Raw genomic sequence first — 19983 nt, forward strand, 5'->3', positions numbered from 1 at the left:
AGGAAGGCACGACATGGCGCCCACACCCACGCTCACGCTCGACCGGCTCCGCGAGGAGGTCGAGTCCGGCGACATCGACACCGTCGTCGTCGCCTTCACCGACATGCAGGGACGCCTGCAGGGCAAGCGCCTGCACGGCCACTACTTCCTCGACCACGTGCTCGAGGACGGCACGGAGGGCTGCAACTACCTCCTCGCCGTCGACGTCGACATGAACACGGTCGACGGCTACGCCATCTCCTCGTGGGAGCGCGGCTACGGCGACATGTTCTTCGACCTCGACCTCGACACGCTGCGGCGCACGCCGGGCAGCCGTCACTCGGCGACGGTCCAGTGCGACCTCACGTGGCTCGACGGCAGCGGGCCGGTCACGCAGTCGCCCCGCTCCGTGCTCAAGGCCCAGGTCGACCGGGCCGCCGCCCTCGGGATGGCGGCGCACTGCGGCACCGAGCTCGAGTTCATCGTCTTCCAGGAGTCCTACGAGCACGCCTGGGACGCGAACTACACGGGACTGACACCCGCGAACCGCTACAACGTCGACTACTCGATCCTCGGGGGCGACCGAGTCGAGCCGCTGCTGCGCGAGATCCGCAACGAGATGTATGCCGCCGGCGCCGTCGTCGAGAGCGCCAAGGGCGAGTGCAACTACGGCCAGCACGAGATCGGCTTCCTGTTCGACACGGCGGTGCGCACGTGCGACAACCACGTCGTCTACCGCAACGCCGCCAAGGAGATCGCGGCCCACCACGGGCAGTCGCTCACCTTCATGGCCAAGTTCGACCAGCGCGAGGGCAGCTCGTGCCACATCCACCTGTCGCTGCGCGGCCTCGACGGAGAGACCGTCTTCGTCGACGACGAGCGCGAGCACGGGCACAGCGCGATGTTCGAGCACTTCCTCGCCGGCATCCTCGCGACGCAGCGCGAGCTGACCTACTTCTACGCGCCGAACATCAACTCCTACAAGCGGTTCGCGTCGGCGAGCTTCGCCCCGACGACGGTGGCGTGGGGTCGTGACAACCGCACGTGCGCGCTGCGCGTCGTCGGCCACGGCGCCGGCCTGCGCGTCGAGAACCGCATCGGCGGCGGCGACCTCAACCCCTACCTCGCCGTCGCGGCCATGCTCGCCGGGGGGCTCCACGGCATCGAGCACGAGCTCGAGCTCGAGCCGGCCCTCGAGGGCAACGCCTACACGTCGGACAAGCCGCGCGTGCCCTCGACGCTGCAGGAGGCCCGCGACCTGCTCGCCGGGTCGACCATGGCCCGGGCGGCCTTCGGGGACGAGGTCGTCGACCACTACGTCAACGCCGCCGACGTCGAGATCACGGCCTTCAACGCCGCCGTCACCGACTGGGAGCGCAGGAGAGGATTCGAGCGACTGTGACCACCACGCACGACGTCATCAACCCGGCCACCGAGGAGGTGGTCCGCACCGTCGAGCTCGCCTCGCTCGAGCAGACCGACGCCGCGATCGCCAGGGCCTCGGCAGCGAGCCCCGCCTGGCGCGCCGTCGGCCCCGCCGACCGGGCGCTGCTCCTGCGTCGCTTCTCCGACCTCGTCGGCGAGCACCAGGAGGAGCTGGCCCTGCTCGAGGTCGAGAACGCCGGTCACACGATCGGCAACGCGCGGTGGGAGGCGGGCAACGTCCGCGACGTCCTCGCCTACTACGCCGGCGCGCCCGAACGGCACTTCGGCCGGCAGATCCCCGTCGCCGGAGGCATCGACGTCACGTTCCGCGAGCCGCTCGGCGTCGTCGGGATCATCGTCCCGTGGAACTTCCCCATGCCGATCGCCGGCTGGGGCTTCGCGCCGGCGCTCGCCGCCGGCAACACGGTCGTGCTCAAGCCGGCCGAGCTGACCCCGCTGACCGCAGTCCGGCTCGGTGAGCTGGCCCTCGAGGCCGGGATCCCTGACGGGGTCCTCACGGTCGTGCCCGGCAAGGGCGCGGTCGTGGGGGAGCGCTTCGTCACCCACCCCGACGTGCGCAAGGTGTGCTTCACCGGCTCGACCGCGGTCGGCCAGCGGATCATGCGCGGCGCCGCCGACCAGGTCAAGCGCGTCACGCTCGAGCTCGGCGGCAAGAGCGCCAACATCGTCTTCGCCGACTCCGACCTCGAGCTCGCCGCGGCGCGGGCGCCCTACGGCGTCTTCGACAACGCCGGCCAGGACTGCTGCGCCCGCAGCCGCATCCTCGTCGAGCGCAGCGCCTTCGACACCTTCATGGAGCACTTCGAGACCGCGGTGCGCGGCGTCGTCGTCACCGACCCCCGCGACGAGGCCGCCGAGATGGGGCCGCTCATCAGCGCCGGCCAGCGGGACACCGTGCGCTCCTACGTCGAGGACGCCACCGAGGACGTCGACGTGGCCTTCCGCGGGGACGCCCCTGAGGGCAGCGGCTACTGGTACCCCGCGACCGTCGTCCTGCCGCGCTCGACGACCGACCGGGTCTGGCAGGAGGAGGTCTTCGGGCCGGTCGTCGCGGTCATGCCGTTCGACGACGAGACCGACGCGGTCGCCAAGGCCAACGACACGGCATACGGCCTCTCGGGGTCGATCTGGACCCGCGACATCGGCCGTGGCCTGCGCGTCGCGCGCGGCGTCGAGGCCGGCAACCTGTCGGTCAACTCGCACAGCAGCGTCCGCTACTCGACGCCGTTCGGCGGCTTCAAGCAGAGCGGGATCGGGCGCGAGCTCGGCCCCGACGCGCTCGACGCCTTCTCCGAGGTCAAGAACGTCTTCATCTCGACCGACTGACGGTCGACACGACTCCATCACGCAGATCCACTGGGCTGGAAGGACATCCACATGGCAGGCAGGCTCGACGGCAAGGTCGCGGTCATCACGGGCGGGTGCTCGGGCATCGGGCTCGCGACCGTGCGGCGGTTCGCCGAGGAGGGCGCGAAGGTCGTCATCGGCGACCTCGACGAGGCGAACGGCACGCGCATCGCCGAGGAGGTCGGCGGCACCTTCGTGCGCGTCGACGTCGTGAGCAAGGAAGACGTCGACACGCTCTTCCGCACGGCCAAGGAGACGTATGGCTCGGTCGACATCGCGTTCAACAACGCCGGCATCAGCCCGCCCGAGGACGACTCCATCCTCGACACCGACCTCGACGCCTGGCGCAAGGTGCAGGAGGTCAACCTCACGTCGGTCTACCTCTGCTGCAAGGCCGCCCTGCCCTACATGCTCGAGCAGGGCAAGGGCTCGATCATCAACACGGCCTCGTTCGTGGCCGTCATGGGGGCGGCCACGTCGCAGATCTCCTACAGCGCCAGCAAGGGCGGTGTGCTCTCGATGTCCCGCGAGCTCGGCGTCCAGTTCGCCCGGGAGGGGGTCCGCGTCAACGCCCTGTGTCCCGGCCCGGTCAACACCCCGCTGCTCCAGGAGCTCTTCGCCAAGGACGAGGAGCGTGCCGCGCGGCGGCTCGTCCACGTGCCGATGGGTCGCTTCGGCGAGCCCGAGGAGATGGCCAACGCGGTGCTCTTCCTCGCCTCCGACGAGTCCAGCTTCATCACGGCGTCGACCTTCCTCGTCGACGGCGGCATCTCGGGCGCGTACGTGACGCCGCTCTGAGGCCGGTGGGAGGCTGGGACAGGAGGTCGTCATGGGTCGTCCGGTCATCGGGATCACCGCCTACGTCGAGCGGGCGTCGTGGGGTCGCTGGGTCGACGTGCCCGGCGCCCTCGTGCCGCACCGCTACGTGCGCCAGGTCGAGGACGCGGGCGGGATCGCGGTCGTCATCCCGCCGCGCCCCGATGCCGACGACGGCACCGCCCTCGCGATCGTCGAGCGCCTCGACGGCGTCATCCTCGCGGGTGGCGTCGACGTCGCGCCCGAGCTCTACGCGGACGAACGGCACGCCTCCGTCCAGGCCTCGCGTCCCGACCGGGACTCGACGGAGCTCGCCATCGCGCGGGCGACGGCGGGAGCCGACCTGCCGGTCCTCGGCATCTGCAGGGGGATGCAGGTCATGGCGGTCGCCGCCGGTGGCCTGCTCGAGCAGCACGTGCCCGACCGCGTCGGCCACGACGAGCACTCGCCGGCCCCCGCGACGTACGGCAACCACGCCGTGCGCACCGTCGCCGGGACCCGGCTCGCCGAGATCCTCGGCGAGGAGGCCGACGTGCCGAGCTACCACCACCAGTCCGTCCTGACCCATCCCGGCTACGAGGCCTCGGCGTGGGCCGACGACGGGACGCTGGAGGCGATGGAGGACCCGGGCGCCTTCTTCCGGCTCGCGGTCCAGTGGCACCCGGAGGTCGGCACCGACCCGCGCCTCTTCCGCGCCCTCGTGGAGGCCGCCGCCACGAGCCGATGACGTATGCCGTCCGGCCCGGTCGAGGTGGCGCCGCAGCCCACGTGGGTGGCGGGGTCACCCGGGCCGCGGAGTGGGACGGCGGTCCCACGATCCGGACGTGGTGTTTCGCGGACGTTTCGCGAGCCCTACCGTGAGCGTGTGATGAAGCGACCCGTGCCCACCGGCACCCTCATTATCGAATAGCGCGACGAGCACCCCTCGTCGCGCAGACCTCCCAACCCTGGGGGGTCTTTTTGTTTCCCGAACCACCCCGACGGAGACACCGCGAAGGCCACCACCCCGGCCGCCGCGACCACGAGAAGAGACCGGGCCGCCCGCCACACCCGCGTCGCCCGCCCCTGAACAGGCGGTCGGCCGAACCCCCGAGATCGAGGACAATGAAGGTCATGGAAGCGCTGCACGTCTACGACACCACCCTGCGCGACGGCGCCCAGCAGGAGGGGCTCAACCTCTCGGTGTCGGACAAGCTCGCCATCGCCGGGCTGCTCGACGATCTCGGGGTCGACTTCATCGAGGGCGGATGGCCCGGAGCCAACCCGAAGGACACCGAGTTCTTCGAGCGGGCCAGGACCGAGCTCGACCTGCGTCACGCGACCCTCGCCGCCTTCGGGGCCACCCGTCGCGCCGGCGGGGTCGCGGCGGAGGACCCCCTCGTGCGTGCCCTCGTCGACTCCGAGGCGTCGGTCGTGTGCCTCGTCGCGAAGTCCCACACCGGCCACGTCGAGAGGGCGCTGCGCACGACCCTCGGGGAGAACCTCGAGATGGTCCGTGACACCGTCAGCCACCTCGTCGGCCGGGGCCGCCGCGTCTTCCTCGACTGCGAGCACTTCTTCGACGGCTGGCACCTCGACCGCGACTACGCCCTGTCGGTCGTGCGCACCGCGCACGAGGCCGGCGCCGAGGTCGTCGTGCTCTGCGACACCAACGGGGGCATGCTCCCGCACCAGGTCGAGGAGGTCGTCGCCGACGTCATCGCCTCGACCGGGGCCCGAGTCGGCGCCCACTGCCACAACGACACCGGCTGCGCGGCCGCCAACTCCGTCGCGGCGGTCCGCGCCGGCGCGACCCACGTGCAGGGCACGGTCAACGGCTACGGCGAGCGCACCGGCAACGCCGACCTGCTCACCGTCGCCGCCAACCTCCAGTTCAAGCTCGGGCTCGACGTGATGGAGCCCGACGCGTTCCGGCGCGCCATGCACATCGCGCACGCCATCAGCGAGGTGACCAACGTCCCCGCCTACAGCCGCCAGCCCTACGTCGGTGCCAGCGCCTTCGCGCACAAGGCGGGCCTGCACGCGAGCGCGCTCAAGGTCGACCCCGACCTCTACCAGCACATGGACCCCTCGCTCGTCGGCAACGGCATGCGCACCCTCGTCTCCGACATGGCGGGGCGGGCGAGCATCGAGCTCAAGGCCCGCGAGGCCGGGCTCGACCTCTCCGACCGGCCTGACGTCGTCGCGGCGGTGCTCGCCGAGGTCAAGGACCTCGAGCTGCGGGGATGGACCTTCGACGCCGCCGACGCCACCGTCGAGCTGATGCTCCGCGAGGCGCTCGAGCCGGGCTGCACCGACTACTTCGAGGTCGAGTCGTGGCGCGTCATCACCGACTCCTCCGGGGAGGGTGACGCGACGTCCGAGGCGACGGTCAAGCTGCGCGCCGACGGTGCCCGCCTCATCGCGACCGGCGAGGGCAACGGCCCCGTCAACGCGCTCGACCACGCCCTGCGCGAGGCCCTCGCCCGCGCCTACCCCGAGATCGAGAAGATCGAGCTCATCGACTTCAAGGTGCGCATCCTGGACGCCTCGCACGGCACGGACGCCGTGACGCGCGTGCTCATCGAGACCTCCGACGGCGAGACGTCGTGGGACACCATCGGCGTCGCCGGCTCGATCCTCGCAGCGTCCTGGCGCGCCCTCACCGACGGCATCGTGCACGGCCTGCTGCGTCAGGGTGTGCCGAGGCGCTGAGCCAGGCGCTCGGCGAGCCCGGGCAGCCAGCCGGGGGCGGCGGCGGCGAAGGTCGACGCGTCGTGGTGCGGGGCCCCGAGGGGGATGGCACCGAGGAGCCCCTCGGGGAGGGCGGCGAGGTAGTCGCGGTTCGTCGTCTCGATGACGTCAGGGTCGTCGGGCCACGCGCCGATGACGATCCCGAGCGACCGGACTCCTCGGTGGGACAAGGCCTCTCGCGTCAGCATCGTGTGGTTGAGCGTGCCGAGCGCACTGCGCGCCACGACGACGACGCCGCTGTCGGGCAGTGCCGTCGCGAGGTCGGCCAGCGTCTCGCCGGCGTCGGTGAGCTCGACGAGCAGGCCGCCCGCACCCTCGACGACGACGAGGTCGTGGCGTACGCCCAGGTCCGCGACGCGGGCCACGTGGTCGGCCAGCGTGGGGAGGTCGGCGCCCTCGAGGGCGGCGGCCGGCCTCGGCGCCATGGGCGCCCTCAGGCGCACTCCCTCGACCGTCGCGACGCCGGTCAGTCGCTCCACCTCGGCCATGTCGCCGGGCTCGCCGGGTGCCACCCCCGTCTGCGTGGGCTTGTATGCCGTCACGTCCAGTCCCGCGGCCCGTGCCGTCGCGACGACCGCCGCCGTGACGACGGTCTTGCCGACGTCGGTGTCGGTGCCCGTGACGACGACGACCCGGGGCACGCGCGGCTCAGGCATCATCGCCGTGCGGTGGGATCGACCCGAGCGGGGAGGGTGGCGCCGGTGGCTGCACGCCCTCGACGGCCGCGACCGACGGGAGGCCACGGACGGGGGAGGGAGCGTCCCCTGCCCGTGGCCCCTCGACGGTACCGGGGCCGGGAGCCACACCGTGAATCGCGGCCGCGCGGGCCACGTGCCGGGCAGCCTCGTAGAGGTCGGCGCCGGTCAGGTCGGCGCGGGCCGTGACCCGGAGGCGCGACACGCCGTCGGGCACGCTCGGCGGCCGGAAGCAGCCGACGAGGACGCCCTGGGCGCGCAGGTCGAGGGCAGCGGCGACGGCGCTCTCGGGCGAGGGCATCGGCAGCGACTGGACCGCACCGGCCGCTCGCTCGATGCCACAGATCGCCGCGATGGTGGCGGCGTTGGCGCGGACCGCGGCCGCCAGGCTGGGGTCGTCGCCGACGAGGTCCGCGGCGGCACAGGCTGCCGCCGCCGACGCCGGCGCGAGCCCCGTGTCGAAGATGAAGCTGCGCGCGGTGTTGACGAGGTGGTGGCGCACGGTGGTCGAGCCGAGCACCGCTCCGCCCTGCGAGCCGAGCGCCTTCGACAGGGTCATCGTCACGACGACGTCCCGCGCCCCGACGAGGTCGAGCTCGTGGACGAGGCCGCGGCCGTGGCCGGCCACCCCGATGCCGTGCGCCTCGTCGACGACGAGCAGGGCGCCGTGACGGCGGCAGACGTCCACGAGCAACCTCAGGGGCGCGGCGTCGCCGAGGACCGAGTAGACGGACTCGACGGCGACGACGACCCTCCGGTCCGGTCTGTCGGCGAGCTCCCGGTCGAGGGCGTCGACGTCGTTGTGGGCGAACGTGGCGTAGGGCACCCGGGACATGCGGGCGGCGTCGTGGAGGGAGGCGTGCGCGTGGCCGTCGAGGAGGATCTCGGCCCCGCGCCCGCTGAGCGCCGTCAGCACCCCGAGGTTGGCGGCATACCCGGTCGAGAAGGCGAGCGCGCTCGGCTGGCCCGTCAGCCGGCACAGGGCGGCCTCGAGGTCGCGGTGGACGGGAAGGGTGCCGGTGACGAGCCGGCTCGCGGTCGCGGACGCCCCGTAGCGGTCGAGCGCCGCGTGCGCGGCGGCCACGACCCGGTCGTCGCGGGACAGGCCGAGGTAGTCGTTCGAGGCGAGGTCGAGCGGGTCACGAGACCCGGGCCGAGGGCCGCCCAGCCGCAGGACGGGGTCGAAGCGCTCGGTGCCGCGCTCGGCCCGGAGGTCGGAGCGCTCCGCCAGCCACGTGTCCCAGCCGCTCATCCGTGGACCTCCGCCACGGCGCCGACGACCGCCTCGGCGATGAGCCGGACGTCGTCGTCGGTGCAGACGTAGGGGGGCATCGTGTAGACGAGGTCGCGGAAGGGACGCACCCAGACGCCGCGGCGCAGCGCGGCGCGGGTGACGCGAGCGACGTCGACCGGAGACGTGAGCTGCACGACGCCGACGGCTCCGAGCGTGCGCACGTCGGCGACGTGGGGGAGTGCGGCAGCGGGAGAGAGACGCTCGGCGAGGAGACGCCCGACTCGGGGGACATGGTCCTTCCACGTGGTCTCGACGAGCTCGACGGACGCGTTGGCCACGGCACACGCGAGCGGGTTCGCCATGAAGGTCGGGCCGTGCAGGAGGGCTCGGAACTCCGATCTCGTGATCGCCTCGCCGACCTGACTGGTCATGAGCACCGCTGCGAGAGAGAGGTATCCACCGGTGAGCGCCTTGCCGACGCAGATGACGTCGGGGGCGACGTCGGCCCACTCCGAGGCGAAGAGCCGACCGGTGCGACCGAATCCGGTCGCGATCTCGTCGACGACGAGGAGCAGGCCGTGGTCGTCGGCGACCTCGCGCAGCACCCGCAGGCAGTCCGGGTGGTAGACGTGCATGCCACCGGCGCCCTGGAGGACCGGTTCGACGACGACCGCGGCGAGCTCGTCGGCGTGCGTCTGTGCGAGGACGCGCACCTCGGCGGCCCAGGCCTCGAGCGCAGCCCGGTCGGTCTCCCAGTGGTCCTCGCCGGTCGCCGTCGTGACGAGGCGTGCCGCAGGGGGTCTCGGGGCGAAGACCTGGCGGGCGAGGGCGCCCGGGAAGGCCGAGTGCATGCCGTCGACGGGGTCGCACACGCTCATCGCCGCGAAGGTGTCACCGTGGTAGCCGCCGCGTACGGTGAGGAACCGCTGGCGGTGGGGACGTCCTCGCGCGGCCTGGTACTGCAGGGCCAGCTTGAGGGCGACCTCGACCGAGACCGAGCCGGAGTCGGCGAAGAAGACGTGCGCCATCGGTCCGGGGGCCATCGCCGTGAGGCGCTCGGCGAGCCGGACCGCGGGCTCGTGGGTCAGCCCTCCGAACATGACGTGGCTGAAGCGGTCGACCTGCTCGTGGGCCGCGGCGTCGAGGACGGGGTTGCGGTAGCCGTGGACGGCGCACCACCACGACGCCATCGCGTCGACGGCCTGGAACTGCTCTCCGTCGGGTGACGTGAGGGTCAGGCGGACGCCCGAGGCGCCCTCGACGGCATACGGCTCGGGCCCGTCGAGGGGGGCGTAGGGGTGCCAGACGAGCCCGCGGTCACGGGCCGTGAGCGGGGCTCCCAGTGGCTCAGGCATTGGCGGGAAGGTCGGTGCCGGCCCCCCGACGCCGCTTGGCCGGGTCGTGCGTGGCCGCGGACGGGAGTGCCGGACCGGTGGTGGACTCGTCGGCACCGAGGACGACGAAACCGTGGTCACGGATCAGCTCGAGGTCGGCCTCCGCGGCCTGCCCCTCGGACGTCAGGTAGTCGCCGAGGAAGAGCGAGTTGGCGACGTGGAGTGCGAGGCCCTGGAGCGAGCGCAGGTGCATCTCGCGCCCCCCGGCGATGCGGATCTCCTTGTCGGGGCAGACGATCCGCGCCATGGCCAGGATGCGCAGGCAGCGTCCGGGCGTCAGCTCCCACGTGCCCTCGAGCGGGGTGCCGTCGAACGGCATGAGGAAGTTGACGGGGATCGAGTCGGACCCGAGGTCCCGGAGGGCGAAGAGCGCCTCGACGAGCTGTTCGTCGGTCTCGCCGAGGCCGGCGATGAGGCCGGAGCACGGCGAGAGGCCCGCCTCCTTCGCCTTCGTCACGGTGTCGACGCGGTCGGCGTACGTGTGGCTCGTGACGATGTCGTCGTGGTGCGACTCGGCGGTGTTGATGTTGTGGTTGTACGCGTCGACGCCGGCCTCGCGCAGCCGCTCCGCCTGGCCGTCCTTGAGGAGGCCGAGGCAGGCGCAGACCTCGACGTCGGGGTGCTCCTGCTTGAGGGCGCCGACCATCCCGGCCACGCGCTCGACGTCGCGGTCGGTCGGTCCGCGTCCGCTCGAGACCATGCAGATCCGGGTCGCGCCGCCGCGCAGTCCGGCGGCCGCCTGCTCGATCGCCTCGTCAGGCCTGAGCCAGGTGTATCTGAGGATGTCGGCCTGCGAGCCGAGGCGCTGCGAGCAGTAGTGGCAGTCCTCGGGGCAGAGACCGGACTTGAGGTTGACGAGGTAGTTGACCTTGACGGTGTTGCCGAAGTGCTTGCGGCGCAGGCGTGCTGCGGCCGCGACGACGGCGAGGAGCTCCTCGTCCGTGGCGCGCAGGACGTCGAGGGCGTCGTCGGGGGTCGCGGGGGTGCCGGCGAGGACGGCGTCGGCGAGGTCGTCGAATCGGCGGGTCATGCGGGCTCCTTGCGCGCTGCGTTGAACGGTGTTCAACTTGAACGGTGTTCAGTATGCCGAGTCGCTAGGCTCGGCTGTCAACGCGGGTCCGCCGGACCCGTCCGTCGAGGGCAGGGGAGCGCGTGGCACTCAGTCGGGACCAGGTCGTCGCGACCGCCGTCGACCTGCTGCGGCGCTACGGCCTCGGCGACCTGTCGATGCGCCGCCTCGCCCGCGAGCTCGGCGTCGCCCCGGGCGCCCTCTACTGGCACGTCGCGAACAAGCAGGAGCTGCTCGTCGAGGTGGCCGACGTCCTGCTCGCCGAGATCCCGGCCCCGTCGGGCGACCGCCCGCCGGCCGACGCGCTCGTCGGCCTGGCCGTCGCCGTGCGCGACGCGCTCGTGCAGGTTCCGGACGCCGCCGACGTCGTCGGGCTCGCGTATGCCGTCGAGCCGGGTGCCGCCCGCGCGCTCCGCGACATCGCCCGCCTCGTCCACGACGCCGGGGCGCCGGCCTCCGAGCGCGACGAGGTGGCGGCACTCGTCGTGCACCACATCTTGGGATCCGTTGCGGGGCAGCAGGATCGAGCACTTGCCGCGTCCGTCGACCCCGATCTCCCGGCGCCTGACGCGACGACCGAGGCCAAGGCCTTCGAGGTCGGGCTCTCCGTCATCGTGCGGGGGCTCGCGACCTCCCGCTGAGCGTCCCCGGACGTCGTCAGTGCTGGGCGGTCCAGGCCCCGCCCAGCACCACCCCCTGAAGGGTGGAGATCGTCGACGCGCGTGCCTGGACCTTCGCCGACACCCCTCAGAGCGAGTGGGGTCACGGCTGATACGTCGATCGGCACCTTTCTCCCCACCTCCGAGGCGTTCGCCCTTGGCATGCTGGGGTGATGCCGCTACGAACGACGAAGCACTGGTTCGGCGTCGTGCTCGACGCCCCTGACGCCTCCGTGCTCGCGCACTTCTACGAGCGACTGCTGGGCTGGACGCTCTACAAGGACACCCCCGACTGGGCGACGCTCGCGTCGTCGGAGACCGCGGGCTACAACCTGTCGTTCCAGACCGAGCCGAACTACGTGCGCCCGGTATGGCCCAGTGAGCCGGGCAAGCCGATCATGATGCTCCACCTCGACCTCGAGGTGGACGACCTCGAGGCCGCCGTGGCGTATGCCGTCGAGGTGGGTGCGGAGCTCGCCGACTTCCAGCCTCAGGAGGACGTCCGCGTGCTGCTCGACCCCGCGGGCCACCCGTTCTGTCTCTACGTCGACGACTCCGAGCCCGCCGAGCCCCCCGAGGCCGCAGAGCCCCCCGAGGCCGCCCGGGCACGCTGACGCCCGGGAGTCGGTGCCCTGCTCACGCGAGCCCGGATGTGGCATCCGTCCGGTTCGCCCCATTCCGCGTCCGGGCAGTGCGTCCGGTGACACGGTGGAGGGAGTCGAGCAGATCCAGGAGGGGTTTCCCATGACCACAGGTCGCACGAGGACGTCGAGAGAGGGACACGGTCCGTCGGGGTGGTGGCCGCCGGGTGCTGCCGAGCGCGGGCAGCGGGTGCACGAGGGTGGGCCCAGGACCGGCCAGGGCCGGCGACCCACGCCGGGCCACGGACACGGGCCGGGCCCGGCGACGGGCCACGGCCACGGCCACGGCCACGGTCACGGTCACGGCCACGGCGCCCCGACCGGGGAGATCCTCTTCTTCGCGTGGACCATCGACGGCACCGAGCCGACGTCGCAGGAGGACATCTTCGGGGTGGACGTGGCGACCGGTGCCGTGCGGCGCTTCACCGACCAGTCGTCCGGAAGCCCGTTCATCTCCGACCGTGACGCGTCCTGGTCGCCGGACCACAGCCGTCTGGTCTTCATGAGCAGCGACGCCGTCGTGCCGACGCACCTGCCCGTGCTGTCGTCCGCCGGCGCGCCGGTCGCGGACCTGCCCGTCGAGGGGACGACGCCGGTCTGGAAGAACGCGGGCACCGTCATCTGTGCGGTCTCGCGGTCGGAGTCCGACGACACGGGGTGGCGCGACGACCTCGTGGCCGTCGACGTGCCGGCCGGCACGGTGCATCCACTGACGGCGGTAGCCCCCGGCGACCACCTCGGTGAGCCGGCCTGGCATGCCACCGGTGGCCGCTGCCACGCTCTACCGGGAGGATCCGGGCACGGGAGACTGGTCGCTGAGCCAGCTCGTCGTCGCGCCCGCCTCTGCCGTCGAGGCGGTGTTGGCAGGCGGGCCGCCCCTGACTGCAGCCGCGTTCACCGACGTGGCCCCCGGGTGCGCGTGGCCCGCGAGCCCGGACTGGTCGCCCGACGGCACACGGATCGCCTTCAGCGCCACCCGTCCCTGCGCGTCGACGCACGAGGACGGGACCCCGTTGCTGCAGATGGACGTCGCCGTCGTCACGCTGCCGATCCCGGGGAGCGAGGGAGCCGGGACCGTCGCGTGGGTCACCGATGACACGGCTGCCGACTACGAGTCCGGGATCAACGACTCCTCCCCGGCCTTCTCTCCCGATGGTCGGTGGCTGGCCTGGGCCCGGGGGCACGAGGACGACTGGACGCACATCGTGCTCGAGGACGTGGGCGCTCCGGGCTCGCCCACCGTGCTGTTGGACGGCACGCACTGGTTCCGAGGCGGACTCGACTGGTGACCGGTGACCCCGGCACCATCCGGCTGGCCCCGCCGGGGCGGCGGATCACGCTCGTGGTGCCGCGGCGGCGGTAGGGATGCGGTCGATGGCGTCGACGAGGCGGGCGCGGAGCGCCTGACCGCGGGCCGAGAAGCCGCGCTGCGCGGCGGCATACTCCGCCTTGCCCTCGGCGGTCTCGATCCGCACCGGCTCGTAGCCGAGCTCGCGCAGGTCGTAGGGGGCCGCGCGCATGTCGAGGGCCCGGATGTCGCGGGCGAGCTCGAAGCAGTCCATGACGAGGTCGCTCGACACCGCGGGCACGAGCTTGTGCGCCCACTTGTAGAGGTCCATCCCGGCGTGGAGGCAGCCCGGCTGCTCCATCTCCGACTGGAGCTCGCGGGTCGGCGCCAGCGCGTTGAGCGGCGCCGCCTCGGGCGTGAAGAAGCGGTACGCGTCGAAGTGCGAGCAGGCCACCTGGTGGCTCTCGACCACGGCGTCGGTCCCGGCGGCACCGAGCCGCAGCGGCCACCCCGAGTGGCGCACGTCGGACGGGTCGAGTCGGTAGACCATGGCCCACTCGTGCAGCCCGAAGCAACCGAACCGCGCCGGCCGACCCGCCGTGCGCACGAGCAGCTCGCGGACGAAGCGCAACGTGTCGCCGCGCGCCGCGGTGAAGGCCTCGACGTCCACGCCGACGACGTCGCCCCGGACCGCGTAGAACCGCCACTCCGCGTGCGGCGCGTCAGCAGCCTCCGCGAGGCACGTCCCGGCCCCGGGGTGCCAACGACGCAGCTGCGCGGGCTTGAAGGAGTAGTACGTGAAGAGGAAGTCCTCGACCGGGTGCGTCCGGTGGTCACGACGACGGGCCAGGTGCGCCGACGTCGCGGCGTCGACCCGCGCCTCGTGCGCCGCCGTCCGCTCTCGCCACTCCGGCTCACCCAGGACCTGCACCCCACGAGGGTAGGCGACTCCCGGCGCCGAACCTCACCGCGCAGGGCCGCCGCGACGGCAGGATGGCCTCATGGCACCTGACGCCGAGCGGCCCACCCACCTGCTGCACCGCCTGACCTCCTACACCCCCGAGCGGGAGTGGACGGAGGTCCCCGACGACGACCGGCTCGTCCAGGACCTCGTCCCCAACGACGTGACGCGGCGACCGCAGTCCTACAAGCGCTACGACGACGACCTGCGGCGCGTCCTCCTGCCGCCGGACCTCCCCGCGTCGTCGGCTCCCGCCACCGCCGTGCTCGCGGGCACGGCGGACGTCGAGCCGAGCCGGCTCGACCTCCCCGGCCTGGCCCGTCTGCTCTACCTGTCGTCCGGGGTCACCCGGCGCACGACGCGGCCCGACGGCGGGGTCATGCTCTTCCGCGCCGCGGGCTCCGCGGGGGCCCGCTTCCCGCTCGAGCTCTACGTCGCCGTCCCGCGCGGGGCCGCGGTCGACGGGCTGGAGCCGGGACTGCACTGGTACGACCCGGAGGCCCATGCTCTCGTCGTGCTCGGCCCGCCGCCGTCGGGTGACGCCGTGACCGTCGTCGTCACGGGGGTGCCGTGGCGCACCGGCTGGCGCTACCGCGAGCGCGGCTTCCGCCACGTCTACTGGGACGCCGGCACCATGCTGGCCCAGACGCTCGCCCTCGCCGACTCGGCAGGCCTGACGGCGCGCCTCTTCACCGCCTTCCCCGACGCCGAGGTGGCAGCGCTCGTCGGCGCTGACCGCGTGCACGAGTTCCCGGTAGCCCTCGTGGCGCTCGGCCCCGGAGACCCGGCCGTGCACCTGACCGGCGACCCGATGTCGGGCCACCACGACGCCGACGGCCTCGAGTTCCCGCTCGTCACGGCCGCGCAGCGCGCGGGGGAGCAGCGCACGCTCGGCGCCGAGCTCGAGCGCGGGGCGCCGGTCGACCTCACCTCCGAGGGCGGCCCGACCACCGACGCCGTCGTCGTCAGCAAGGGGTCGATCCGCCGGCTCCACCCCGAGCGCTCCCTCCCGCGCCACGTGCTCGTCGACGCGATGAGCGCCTCGCTGCGCGGCATCGACGTGCCGCACTGGGTGGGGGTCAGCGGCGTCGACGACGTCCCGACCGGGATCCACCGCTGGCCCGACCTCGCGTCGCCCGTGCGCCCGCTCGACGAGCCGTCCGTCCGCGACGAGCTCTTCACGGCCGCCCTCGAGCAGGGACTCGCCCGCGACGCCTCCTTCGTCGCCATGAGCGGCATCCCCCTCGACGGGCTCGACGGGCTCGACGGGCTCGACGGGCTCGACGACCACGGCTACCGCGAGGCCCAGCTGCTCGCCGGGCTCGCCGAGGGCCGGCTCCACCTCATGGCGTACGCGTTGGGCGCGGCGGCGTCGGGCATGACCTTCCGCGACTCCGACCTCGTCCACCTCCTCGGGACGGACGTGGCGGGTCTGCTGTGGACGTGCGTCGGCGTGCCGGAGTACCGCACCCGACCCAGCGGGCAGCCCGGGTCGCCGGCCGACGTCACCATCGTCTGGCCGCGCTGACCGCCTCCGCGGCGAAGCCCCACCCGTCGTAGGGTGGGCGCGTGCGCATCGCGAGGTTCACGACCGGGGACGACCCGGCATACGGCATCGTCCAGGGCGACCCCGGCAGCGAGGTGATCACGCCGCTGGCCGGCGACCCGCTCTACATCGGTCTCCAGCCGAGCGGGCAGCCGCCCGTCATGCTCGACGACGTGCGCCTCCTCGCGCCGGTCATCCCGCGCTCCAAGATCGTCGCGATCGGCAAGAACTACGCCGACCACGCCAAGGAGATGGGCGGCGAGGCACCGGCCGAGCCGATGATGTTCTTCAAGCCCAACACCGCCGTCGTCGGTCCGTTCGACCCGGTCGTCCTGCCGGCCGGGAGCAGCGAGATCTCCTACGAGGGCGAGCTGGCGGTCGTCATCAAGACCATCACCAAGGGTGTCAAGGCCAAGGACGCGGCCGAGTGCATCTACGGCTACACCATCGCCAACGACGTCACGGCGCGCGACTGGCAGCGCAGCGACGGCCAGTGGGCCCGCGCCAAGGGCTTCGACACGAGCTGCCCGCTCGGCCCGTGGGTCGAGACCGAGCTCGACACGGCCGACCTCTCGATCGTCACGACGCTCGACGGCGACGTGAAGCAGGACGGCACGACCGCCGACATGATCCACGGCATCGCGACGATCATCGAGTACGCCTCGGCGGCCTTCACGCTGCTGCCCGGTGACGTCATCCTCACCGGCACCCCGGCGGGGGTCGGACTCGTCGAGGCCGGCCAGCAGGTCACCGTCGAGATCGCCGGTATCGGGTCGCTGACCAACACCTTCGTGCGTCGCTGACCCTTTCGGGCTCCCACTAGGCTGGGTCGCACCATGAGCGACAACACCACCAGCACAGGTATGCCGTCTTCCACCGCCAGCGATGCCGGCGAGCTCGTCGAGATCCGCACCGAGGAGGGCGCGCGCGTCTCGACCTCGGACGGCTCCGGCCCGGTGCGCACCCGCGTCGCGCCGTCGCCGACCGGTGACCCGCACGTCGGCACGGCGTACATGTCGCTCTTCAACCTCGCCTTCACCCGGCAGCAGGGCGGCCAGTTCGTCCTGCGGGTCGAGGACACCGACCGCGCGCGCTTCCGTGAGGACTCCGAGGCGCAGCTCTACGACACCCTCGCGTGGCTCGGGCTGCACTGGGACGAGGGCCCGGACATCGGTGGGCCCTTCGCGCCGTACCGCCAGTCCGAGCGTCTCGAGACCTACCGCCCCTACGTCGAGCGGCTCCTCGAGGACGGCCACGCGTACTACTGCTGGTGCTCCAAGGAGCGCCTCGACCAGATGCGCGAGATCCAGCAGAAGACGAAGCAGCCGACCGGCTACGACCGTCTCTGCGTCGGCAAGACCCGCGAGGAGCGCGCCGCGCTGCCCGGCTTCAGCGAGACCCCGGTCGTGCGCATGCTCGTCCCCGACGACGTGCCGCTCGTCTTCGACGACGTCATCCGCGGCAAGGTCTCGGCGCCGCGCCCCGACGACCAGGTGATCCTCAAGGCCGACGGGTTCCCCACGTACCACCTGGCCGTCGTCGTCGACGACCACCTCATGGGCATCACCCACGTCGTGCGCGGCGAGGAGTGGATCAGCTCGACGCCGAAGCACGTCCTGCTCTACCGCTGGCTCGGGCTCGAGCCGCCGACGTTCGCGCACATGCCGCTGCTGCGCAACACCGACAAGTCCAAGATCTCCAAGCGCAAGAACCCCGCCGCGCGCCTCACATGGTTCCGCGAGCAGGGCTACCTTCCCGAGGCCCTCGTCAACTTCCTTGCGCTGCTTGCCTATCCGCCGCAGCAGGACGCCGAGGGCACGGACGTCGAGGTCTTCACGTTCGACGACTTCAGCCGCACGTTCGACTGGGCCAAGGTCAACCCGATCGGTCCGATCTTCGACCTCAAGAAGCTCGACTGGCTCAACGGCGTCTACATCCGGTCGCTCGAGGTGGGCGAGTTCGCGAGCCGTCTGCTTCCCTACCTCGTCGCCGACGGTGTCCTCGGCGAGACGCAGTCGCTCGGTGAGCTCGCGCGCCTCAAGTCCGTCGCCGAGCTCATCCAGACCCGTATGGCCCTGCTCACCGAGGCGCCCGCGCTCGTCCGTCCCTTCTTCGTCGCCGACGACCAGCTCGTCATCGACGAGGACGCCCGCGCGCAGCTCAAGGAGGACGCCCCCGCCGTGCTCGATGCGGCCCTCGAGGTCCTCGGCGACATCGACGACCACGGCACCGGCGTCCTCGGCACGGGCAGCCCGTGGAACGCCGCCCGCATCGAGGAGGCGCTCCGCGCCGCCATCGTCGAGGGTCTCGGCATCAAGCCGCGCTTCGCCTTCGGCCCGCTGCGCACGGCCGTCTCGGGGGCGCGCATCTCGCCGCCGCTCTTCGAGTCGATGGAGATCCTCGGCAAGACCTCGACCCTGAGCCGCCTCCGGTCGCTGCGCGACTCGATCTGAGGACACGGGGTGGAGGGCGCCGAGGGCTGGTCCTGGCCGCTGCACGGCATCCGCCTGCGCACGGCCGACCTCGACCTGACGGTCATGACCGAGGCGGACCTGCCGACCCTGTGGGCCCTGCTGCCCGCCGACCTCGAGCTCAACCCGCACGCGACGACGTATGCCGGCCTCGACATCCCGGCGAACCGTCGGGCCGTCCTCGCGCAGGGGTACTGGCGCGCCCTCGGGATGTGGTCGCCCGACGACTGGGCGCTGCCCTTCGTCGTCCGGCTGGCGGGCCGCGTCGTGGGTGCCCAGTGGCTCGAGGGGCCCGACTGGCGCGCGGACCGCACCGTCGACTCCTCGTCGTGGCTCGTGGCCGAGGCGCGGGGGAGAGGGCTCGGCACGCAGATGCGGGCTGCGGTGCTCGCGCTCGCCTTCGGCCCGTTGCACGCCGAGGCGGCGATCAGCTCGGCCGTCGTCGGCAACGCGTCCTCCCTCGGCGTCTCGCGCTCCCTCGGCTACCACGACACCCACCGCTCGGTGCTCGAGCACTCGGGCGAGACGCTGCAGCACGTGCGCCTCGACCGGGCGACGTGGGACGCGTCCGGTCGGTCCCGGCACGTCGTCATCGAGGGCATGGACCCGGCACTGCCCCTCTTCGGCCTCGACCCGTGACAGGAGTCACCGCGTGAACGCACCCACCCTGGCCGCCGTCCTCGACGGCGTGCACGCCGTGCTGCTCGACGTCGACGACACCATCGTCGACACGCAGGAGGCGATGGTCGCCGCCGGCACCGAGGCGGCAGCCGCCCTCTGGCCGCACCGCTCGGACGACGACCACCGCGCCATGGCGCAGCGCTACTACGACGACCCGGAGCGCTGGTTCCCGCGCTACGCCTCCGGCGACGTCCCGTTCGACGCGATGCGGTCGGGCCGGCTCGCCGAGGTGGCGCTGGCCTTCGGCCTCGAGGTCCCCGACGGCGCCCACCGGTCGTTCGAGGACACGTACGCCCCGGCCTTCCGCAGCGCCCAGCGCCTCTTCCCCGACGTGCCGGGCCTGCTCGCCGCGGCCGAGCAGGAGGGGCTCCCGGTCGCCCTGCTGACCAACTCCGCCCACGCGCCGACCCGGGTCAAGCTCGAGGCCCTCGACCTCGCCGAGCGGTTCGACGTCGTCGTGACGACCGACACCCTCGGCTTCGGCAAGCCGGACCCGCGCGTCTACCTCGAGGCCTGCCGGCTCGTCGGTGCGCCGCCCCACCGGGTGGTCTGCATCGGCGACAGCATCGAGTGGGACGTCCTCGGGGCCCAGGCCGCCGGCCTGCGTGCCGTGTGGCTCGATCGTGGGGGTCTCGGGACGCGCCAACCGGTCGCCACCGTGCGTGGGCTGGACGAGGTCGCGGCGGTGCTCGACCGCCGATTTGGGCCACCGCTCACGGACCGGTAGTATTCCCATTCGGTTCACCCCGTACCGGCCGCGAGGCAGGCTCGGAGTGAAACCCCTTGGGGTATGGTGTAATTGGCAACACTACGGTTTCTGGTTCCGTCATTCTAGGTTCGAGTCCTGGTACCCCAGCTCTGGTTCACGGCAACGTGAGCCGATTCGGAGAAATCCAGCCTTCACGGTAAGGTTTCTTCTCGTGCCGAGTCCGCTCGGCACCGCTCACGGCCCCGTTGTGTAGCGGCCTAGCACGCCGCCCTCTCAAGGCGGTAGCGCGGGTTCGAATCCCGTCGGGGCTACGT

19 protein-coding genes and 2 tRNA genes are annotated in these 19983 nt (G+C 72.4%); 15 read left to right on the plus strand and 6 right to left on the minus strand.

Going from position 1 to position 19983, the window contains the following annotated elements; translation table 11 throughout:
- Window positions 1-13 precede the first annotated feature (13 nt).
- From ACSQ2D_RS07220 to cimA, 5 genes are all read left to right on the plus strand, one after another.
- On the plus strand, window positions 14-1381 hold the full coding sequence (locus ACSQ2D_RS07220; RefSeq protein ID WP_435985289.1) for a glutamine synthetase family protein: 1368 nt from the start codon (window positions 14-16) through the stop codon (window positions 1379-1381).
- On the plus strand, window positions 1378-2751 hold the full coding sequence (locus tag ACSQ2D_RS07225) for an aldehyde dehydrogenase family protein (protein WP_435985290.1): 1374 nt from the start codon (window positions 1378-1380) through the stop codon (window positions 2749-2751). The genes ACSQ2D_RS07220 and ACSQ2D_RS07225 overlap by 4 nt, the downstream gene beginning before the upstream one ends.
- 51 nt (window positions 2752-2802) lie before the next feature.
- Window positions 2803-3570, plus strand: a complete 768-nt coding sequence (locus ACSQ2D_RS07230) for a 3-oxoacyl-ACP reductase (protein ID WP_435985291.1) — start codon at window positions 2803-2805, stop codon at window positions 3568-3570.
- Between the two features lie 31 nt (window positions 3571-3601).
- Window positions 3602-4315 (plus strand): gamma-glutamyl-gamma-aminobutyrate hydrolase family protein, encoded by a 714-nt coding sequence (locus tag ACSQ2D_RS07235; RefSeq protein ID WP_435985292.1) that lies wholly within the window; start codon window positions 3602-3604, stop codon window positions 4313-4315.
- A 386-nt stretch (window positions 4316-4701) separates the two neighbouring features.
- The gene (gene cimA, locus ACSQ2D_RS07240) at window positions 4702-6282 is read left to right on the plus strand and encodes a citramalate synthase (protein ID WP_435985293.1); all 1581 of its coding nucleotides are present in this window, start codon (window positions 4702-4704) and stop codon (window positions 6280-6282) included.
- On the opposite strand, the gene bioD is transcribed toward cimA, so the two are convergent.
- From bioD to bioB, 4 genes are read right to left on the minus strand one after another with little or no spacing between them, the layout of a single operon-like run.
- Entirely contained in the window at window positions 6261-6980 is a 720-nt protein-coding gene (gene bioD, locus ACSQ2D_RS07245) for a dethiobiotin synthase (protein ID WP_435985294.1), read from the minus strand. The two genes, cimA and bioD, sit on opposite strands and share 22 nt — an antisense overlap.
- Window positions 6970-8268, minus strand: coding sequence for an 8-amino-7-oxononanoate synthase (locus ACSQ2D_RS07250; protein ID WP_435985295.1), 1299 nt, complete (start codon window positions 8266-8268; stop codon window positions 6970-6972). The genes bioD and ACSQ2D_RS07250 overlap by 11 nt, the downstream gene beginning before the upstream one ends.
- Window positions 8265-9605 (minus strand): adenosylmethionine--8-amino-7-oxononanoate transaminase, encoded by a 1341-nt coding sequence (gene bioA, locus ACSQ2D_RS07255; RefSeq protein ID WP_435985296.1) that lies wholly within the window; start codon window positions 9603-9605, stop codon window positions 8265-8267. The genes ACSQ2D_RS07250 and bioA overlap by 4 nt, the downstream gene beginning before the upstream one ends.
- Window positions 9598-10674, minus strand: a complete 1077-nt coding sequence (gene bioB, locus ACSQ2D_RS07260) for a biotin synthase BioB (protein WP_435985297.1) — start codon at window positions 10672-10674, stop codon at window positions 9598-9600. Before bioB ends, bioA begins: the two co-directional genes overlap by 8 nt.
- Window positions 10675-10796: 122 nt before the next feature.
- On the opposite strand from bioB, the gene ACSQ2D_RS07265 reads away from it, so the two are divergent.
- Both ACSQ2D_RS07265 and ACSQ2D_RS07270 read left to right on the plus strand, forming a co-directional pair.
- Window positions 10797-11354 (plus strand): TetR family transcriptional regulator, encoded by a 558-nt coding sequence (locus ACSQ2D_RS07265; protein WP_435985298.1) that lies wholly within the window; start codon window positions 10797-10799, stop codon window positions 11352-11354.
- Between the two features lie 191 nt (window positions 11355-11545).
- Window positions 11546-11986, plus strand: coding sequence for a VOC family protein (locus ACSQ2D_RS07270; RefSeq protein ID WP_435985299.1), 441 nt, complete (start codon window positions 11546-11548; stop codon window positions 11984-11986).
- 327 nt (window positions 11987-12313) lie between these two features.
- Here ACSQ2D_RS07270 and ACSQ2D_RS07275 read toward each other — a convergent pair whose 3' ends face one another.
- Window positions 12314-12712 carry a hypothetical protein gene (locus tag ACSQ2D_RS07275; RefSeq protein ID WP_435985300.1) on the minus strand — a complete coding sequence of 133 codons (399 nt, stop codon included), beginning with the start codon at window positions 12710-12712 and terminating at the stop codon, window positions 12314-12316.
- 65 nt (window positions 12713-12777) lie between these two features.
- On the opposite strand from ACSQ2D_RS07275, the gene ACSQ2D_RS07280 reads away from it, so the two are divergent.
- Entirely contained in the window at window positions 12778-13302 is a 525-nt protein-coding gene (locus ACSQ2D_RS07280; protein ID WP_435985301.1) for a TolB family protein, read from the plus strand.
- 45 nt (window positions 13303-13347) lie between these two features.
- Here ACSQ2D_RS07280 and ACSQ2D_RS07285 read toward each other — a convergent pair whose 3' ends face one another.
- Entirely contained in the window at window positions 13348-14232 is an 885-nt protein-coding gene (locus tag ACSQ2D_RS07285; RefSeq protein WP_435985302.1) for a 3-methyladenine DNA glycosylase, read from the minus strand.
- 70 nt (window positions 14233-14302) lie between these two features.
- Here ACSQ2D_RS07285 and ACSQ2D_RS07290 point away from each other — a divergent pair, with 70 nt between their 5' ends.
- From ACSQ2D_RS07290 to ACSQ2D_RS07320, 7 genes are all read left to right on the plus strand, one after another.
- Entirely contained in the window at window positions 14303-15790 is a 1488-nt protein-coding gene (locus tag ACSQ2D_RS07290) for a SagB/ThcOx family dehydrogenase (RefSeq protein WP_435985303.1), read from the plus strand.
- 41 nt (window positions 15791-15831) lie between these two features.
- Complete coding sequence (locus ACSQ2D_RS07295; RefSeq protein WP_020142824.1) at window positions 15832-16611, plus strand: fumarylacetoacetate hydrolase family protein; 780 nt, start codon at window positions 15832-15834, stop codon at window positions 16609-16611.
- Window positions 16612-16644: 33 nt separating this feature from the next.
- Window positions 16645-18261, plus strand: a complete 1617-nt coding sequence (gene gltX / locus ACSQ2D_RS07300) for a glutamate--tRNA ligase (RefSeq protein ID WP_435985304.1) — start codon at window positions 16645-16647, stop codon at window positions 18259-18261.
- Between the two features lie 9 nt (window positions 18262-18270).
- Window positions 18271-18918, plus strand: coding sequence for a GNAT family N-acetyltransferase (locus tag ACSQ2D_RS07305; RefSeq protein WP_435985305.1), 648 nt, complete (start codon window positions 18271-18273; stop codon window positions 18916-18918).
- Window positions 18919-18931: 13 nt separating this feature from the next.
- Window positions 18932-19687: an HAD family hydrolase gene (locus tag ACSQ2D_RS07310; RefSeq protein ID WP_435985306.1), complete on the plus strand. Its 756-nt coding sequence runs from the start codon at window positions 18932-18934 to the stop codon at window positions 19685-19687.
- A 57-nt stretch (window positions 19688-19744) separates the two neighbouring features.
- A tRNA-Gln gene (locus ACSQ2D_RS07315) sits at window positions 19745-19816 on the plus strand.
- A gap of 91 nt (window positions 19817-19907) precedes the next feature.
- A tRNA-Glu gene (locus tag ACSQ2D_RS07320) sits at window positions 19908-19980 on the plus strand.
- The last annotated feature ends 3 nt before the right edge of the window (window positions 19981-19983 follow it).

The organism is Terrabacter sp. LjRoot27 (assembly GCF_964254175.1).
Taxonomy (GTDB): Bacteria; Actinomycetota; Actinomycetes; order Actinomycetales; family Dermatophilaceae; genus Terrabacter.

Coding starts and splice junctions, on each gene's coding strand:
- bioB (WP_435985297.1), bottom strand. CDS start 10,674: ATGACCCGCCGATTCGACGACCTCGCCGACGCCGTCCTCGCCGGCACC.
- bioD (WP_435985294.1), bottom strand. CDS start 6,980: ATGATGCCTGAGCCGCGCGTGCCCCGGGTCGTCGTCGTCACGGGCACC.
- ACSQ2D_RS07230 (WP_435985291.1), top strand. CDS start 2,803: ATGGCAGGCAGGCTCGACGGCAAGGTCGCGGTCATCACGGGCGGGTGC.
- ACSQ2D_RS07220 (WP_435985289.1), top strand. CDS start 14: ATGGCGCCCACACCCACGCTCACGCTCGACCGGCTCCGCGAGGAGGTC.
- gltX (WP_435985304.1), top strand. CDS start 16,645: ATGAGCGACAACACCACCAGCACAGGTATGCCGTCTTCCACCGCCAGC.
- ACSQ2D_RS07235 (WP_435985292.1), top strand. CDS start 3,602: ATGGGTCGTCCGGTCATCGGGATCACCGCCTACGTCGAGCGGGCGTCG.
- ACSQ2D_RS07250 (WP_435985295.1), bottom strand. CDS start 8,268: ATGAGCGGCTGGGACACGTGGCTGGCGGAGCGCTCCGACCTCCGGGCC.
- cimA (WP_435985293.1), top strand. CDS start 4,702: ATGGAAGCGCTGCACGTCTACGACACCACCCTGCGCGACGGCGCCCAG.
- ACSQ2D_RS07270 (WP_435985299.1), top strand. CDS start 11,546: ATGCCGCTACGAACGACGAAGCACTGGTTCGGCGTCGTGCTCGACGCC.
- ACSQ2D_RS07290 (WP_435985303.1), top strand. CDS start 14,303: ATGGCACCTGACGCCGAGCGGCCCACCCACCTGCTGCACCGCCTGACC.
- bioA (WP_435985296.1), bottom strand. CDS start 9,605: ATGCCTGAGCCACTGGGAGCCCCGCTCACGGCCCGTGACCGCGGGCTC.